The 4,487-nt window shown below is 39.8% G+C and carries 4 protein-coding genes; 2 read left to right on the plus strand and 2 right to left on the minus strand.

Translation table 11 applies throughout. The features are described from left to right. Together A0F92_RS01020 and A0F92_RS01025 are read right to left on the minus strand one after the other, a co-directional pair. Positions 1-726, minus strand: a 726-nt coding sequence (locus A0F92_RS01020; protein ID WP_167516700.1) for an amino acid permease, incomplete at its 3' end; no start/stop codon positions are given. A 54-nt stretch (positions 727-780) separates the two neighbouring features. Further along, the gene (locus A0F92_RS01025; RefSeq protein ID WP_068240768.1) at positions 781-1,875 is read right to left on the minus strand and encodes an aromatic ring-hydroxylating oxygenase subunit alpha; all 1,095 of its coding nucleotides are present in this window, start codon (positions 1,873-1,875) and stop codon (positions 781-783) included. Between the two features lie 415 nt (positions 1,876-2,290). Between A0F92_RS01025 and A0F92_RS01030 the strand changes: the two genes are divergently transcribed. Further along, positions 2,291-3,559, plus strand: a complete 1,269-nt coding sequence (locus tag A0F92_RS01030; RefSeq protein WP_167516701.1) for a tyrosine-type recombinase/integrase — start codon at positions 2,291-2,293, stop codon at positions 3,557-3,559. Between the two features lie 46 nt (positions 3,560-3,605). Further along, complete coding sequence (locus tag A0F92_RS01035) at positions 3,606-4,070, plus strand: hypothetical protein (protein ID WP_167516702.1); 465 nt, start codon at positions 3,606-3,608, stop codon at positions 4,068-4,070. Positions 4,071-4,487: the final 417 nt, after the last annotated feature.

Genomic DNA, 4,487 nt, shown 5'->3' on the forward strand with positions numbered 1-4,487 from the left:
GGCCACAAAAGTGATATTGTTCCAACCATCATAAGCCCAGAAGGCGCCGGCCAGTGCCGCCATATAAGCCCCCACCAAAGCCCATCCCGTTGGTACACCGGGTAAATGTTCCTGCAAATGATGCCAATGCCCTTTTCCGGACAACAAAATGCCACCAATTAACAGTACAATGGCTACTGATTTTAAAGCGGTTAATACCCGTTGTATAGCACCCCCCTGCCGCACACTGCGGTAATTGACCCAGGTTAATACCAGCACCAGTGCAATGGTGAGTAGTTTAATACCAATATGGTTTAACGGATAAATGCTACCCACGAAGGGTATGGTAACATGCACCGCCTGAACGGTAGCAGCACTGCATTGGGGTAACGCAATAAAATAATTAGTGTATTGTGCAAATACATAAGCAATGGATGCATTACCGGCAGTATTAAATACGGCAAAAGCCGCCCATCCATATACAAACGCAAAGGCATTCCCGTACATTTTCTGGAAAAAGATATATTGACCGCCTGTTTCAGGAAACATGGCTGCTACTTCGGCATTACTTAAAGCCCCAAAAAGCGTGATGAGGCCTGCCACTACCCATACACTCAGTAATAACCATGGGGCACCCAATTGTGCTGCCATGAGTGCCGGTTTCATAAAAATACCGGAGCCTATCACCCCTCCTACCACAATGGAAACAGTGGTGCGGAAATTAAGGGTACGTTGTAATTTAGCCATTCAATTGTTTAATTGTTGATAAAGTTGGGTTGCTGATTTAAAAAACAAAAAGCCCTATCCGTTAGCAGGTGCCAGACTTTGTGCCAGCAGCCGGTGAAAATGATGGGTGCCCTGTTCGCGAAGTACAGAATAGCGGCCATGCTGATAAAAACGGGAGCGGATACCCTTTTGTACCTGTTGCACTACGGCTTCATCTTCCTGCTGTACCGTATCCAATCCACTACCGGCACCGCTGCCTAATTGATTGGCATCATATACATAGGTAATAAAGCGAACAGTGGTTTGATGAACAGCTTTGGGTTCAATGATATTGAGCGACAAACCCCAAGGATAAAAATTAAACATCATGTTTGGATACACCCAAAAATAATAGGCGGCAATTTGTTTGCCTGCATCGGGCGCATTGGGCGGTATATCAAAACAAACATCACCCGCTTTGGCAATGCCAAGTTGCAGATTGCTGAGTGGAAATAATTCGGTGGTATAGTCTTTAAAATTGAGAATGGCATTCAGTTGGGGATGAACAAAAGGAATATGAAAACCTTCCAGATAATTTTCGCAATACAATGCCCAATGTGCCTGTACCTGATAGGTGGCCGATAAATCGGGCCGATACTCCATGTGCTGCAGCGGCAACCAGTTTATTCGTTGCATCATATCGCCGAAATAGGCGGTGGCGGGTAAGCCGGGTGTTAACCGGGTAAACAACAGCTTTCCCCATTGAAACAGCGGTAATTGGGGCAGGTGGTTGTTTTCGGGAATAAAGTTTTGCACCCCGTTAAATTCGGGCATGGAGATAAAGCGTCCATCGAGTTGAAATAACCTGCCGTGATAATTGCAACGCAAGTGTTTGGCATTACACGGTTTTTGGGCAATGATGTTGCCCCGATGGTTACATACATTGCTAAGGCAATGGTATTGGTTTTGTTGATTGCGGGTTAATACCAGTGGCTCATCCAGATAATCAGGCAGCAATGTAAAGGGGTATACCGTTGTATTGGCATTGAGGCGGTCGGTATCGCCTATCCACTGCCAGGAAGGGGCAAAGATGCTATTTTTGGATGTTTCAAAATAATATGGATCAAGGTAAAAATTGGTAGCAATGGTTTTGGCCACTGCAATATCAGGATGAACAAACAGACTGCTCATGGTTCAATATTTCTTTAAAAATAGGAAATTGAGGGGAAATTTGAGGCTGGGATTTGGGCGTGAAGCATGTTAACTTAGTGGTGTAAACATTCTCTTTTCTGCCCACGGAACTCTTGCTATCATCCCTTACCCGCTGCGGCCTTTCAAAAAACATCTAACTGTTTAGCAATCATATTTCTATGCCACGTTATTAGCCATAGCTTCCAACCGGGTATTTCTACCCCAAAAATCAATTTTTTACCGTAAAAACAACATTTCGCCGGTTCATGTATTCAGAATTGAGGAGATGCGATGTAAAATGGGTAATATATTTAATAAAAATTTTATTTCAATACGTAAAAATACGCTTGTATGTATAAAAGTTAATACCTATTTTAGTGTTTTAAAAAGTAATAAAAATTAAAATGCTTTGCTGATGGGAAAACAACCTGTGAGTAACTGTGGCGAAGCCGTAAATACAGTAGAAGGCAGCAACATCCCTACGCTTCAATTAGCGTATTTGTATCACCGGGAAGCACACCGGCTGGCTTTGTTTGTGGCAAAGGAAAGTGCTCTCAATACGCAGATTAAGCAAATAAAAGGCATACATTTTTCTATTACCCACCGTTGCTGGTATATGGATTTAACGGCTGAAAATATAGCGCTGGTTACAACCACGCTGGGTAGTAGATGCAATGTTGATGATAGCGGTTTGCGGGCTTATGTAACCGCCCACAGCGAACTAAACATACCATTACCTGTTGCAGCAAAAAAGGTGATGAGAACTGCAACTGATGAAACACCTACCCATAAAAAAGAAATATCAGATGCCGGGAGAATACATCCGGTGAATCAGCTGGCATTACAGGCAATGCGGCAACATTTGCGTTTAAAGGGTTATAGCGCATCTACCATTAAAACATATACCAACGAGTTATCGCAATTTTTGCAAGCCATTAAAAGTGTACCTGCCCAACAATTTACGGCCAACAGAATAAAAGATTATTTAGAGTACTGTGCTGTAACACTGCATCTTACAGAAGCCACACTACATAGCCGTATGAATGCGTTGAAGTTTTACTACGAGCAGGTATTAAAAAAAGACCAGTTTTTTTGGGAAATACCCCGGCCCAAAAAACCCCTGCAAGTACCCAAAACCATTAGCAAGGAGCAGGTAATACAATTAATTAATGCGGTTGAAAACATAAAGCACCGAACCATTATTATGTTGGCCTATGCCTGTGGATTAAGGGTAAGTGAAGTAGTGAGTTTAAAAGTAAGCGATGTAGACGGACACAGAAAATTGCTAACTGTACATCGTGGCAAAGGGAAAAAAGACCGGGTAGTAAGTTTAGGGCCGGGTATGATGATTATGTTGCGGGAATATTACAAAGCCTACCATCCTAAAAAGTATTTATTTGAAGGGCAGTATGCAGAAGAGCATTTAAGTGTACGAAGTATACAATTGGTATTAAGCAAAGCCAAGCAAAAGGCCGGCATAAAACAGGAAGGTAGTATGCACATGTTACGGCATAGTTTTGCTACCCATTTATTAGACAAGGGAATAGATGTGGTTTTTATACAAAAGCTATTGGGGCATAATGATATTAAAACCACGTTACGTTATTTGCATGTAACCAATAAAGATTTAGCCCATATTATTAGTCCGCTTGAAGACATTGCAGGATTAATAAATATGCAATAATTGATTGGAGATTAGCTTTTGGCAATATTTTACCAATTCAGTTTCTATGAAAACATTCACCCTTTTACTTTTTACATTGCTTACTATAAATATTTATTCGCAAAAAAAAGAATTCATTCGTGTTTATAATATAGAGGGGCGGAAAATCATTCATGGCAGAGATTATGAAATTACTGACACGACTATTGAATTTAAAAACAAGCATACAATAATTCCATATACTGAAATAGGTTTCATTAGAACAAAACATTCTTTTGGGCATAATATTGGGGTTGGTAGTATTTTGGGAATTGCCGCATTAGGTATATTTTCATTCGCTTCAAATGTTCAAAGCGACCTATTTGACAAAGGCACAACGGTTGTATTATTTTCAACTTTAGTTGGTGCACCTTCCGGTGCATTTGTTGGAGCAATTTATAATGGTTTAAAAAAAACAAGAAGATTTAACATTAATGGTGATTTTGAGAAATGGCAAAAATTCAATGCTTCTTTTCTAAAAAAATCAAAATAAAACCAAACCAAAACTATTTATAAGATTGTATGGGCGTTAATCTTTACAAGTGTTATGTTTGAAAAGATACCCGGTAACCCAATACATTGTAGAATAAAACAACAGGTATAAATCTAAATATCCTCTGTTTTTCAAATATAGGCCCAAACATAAATTACGGGCAGTTGGCTTTACGAAACAGGATAAAAAATATATGTACTTCGCAAAAAGGGCACAACGCACTGTAAATCAGCAAAAAAATATTTTTATAATTGAATGGGACAGGATGGCAAAAATTCGTATATTAGCGAGTTACATGCAACTTGAGACACAAGCAGGTTCAAATTCATAGCAGGACTTCAATGCGCTAATTTTTTGCTTCTTACTGATAAACTTGTTTGACAACGCTTCATTAAAAACTGAACTTTTCAATTTATA

This window comes from Hydrotalea flava, assembly GCF_001623405.1.
Classification (GTDB): domain Bacteria; phylum Bacteroidota; class Bacteroidia; order Chitinophagales; family Chitinophagaceae; genus Hydrotalea; species Hydrotalea flava.

Coding starts and splice junctions, on each gene's coding strand:
- A0F92_RS01025 (WP_068240768.1), bottom strand. CDS start 1,875: ATGAGCAGTCTGTTTGTTCATCCTGATATTGCAGTGGCCAAAACCATT.
- A0F92_RS01030 (WP_167516701.1), top strand. CDS start 2,291: ATGGGAAAACAACCTGTGAGTAACTGTGGCGAAGCCGTAAATACAGTA.
- A0F92_RS01035 (WP_167516702.1), top strand. CDS start 3,606: ATGAAAACATTCACCCTTTTACTTTTTACATTGCTTACTATAAATATT.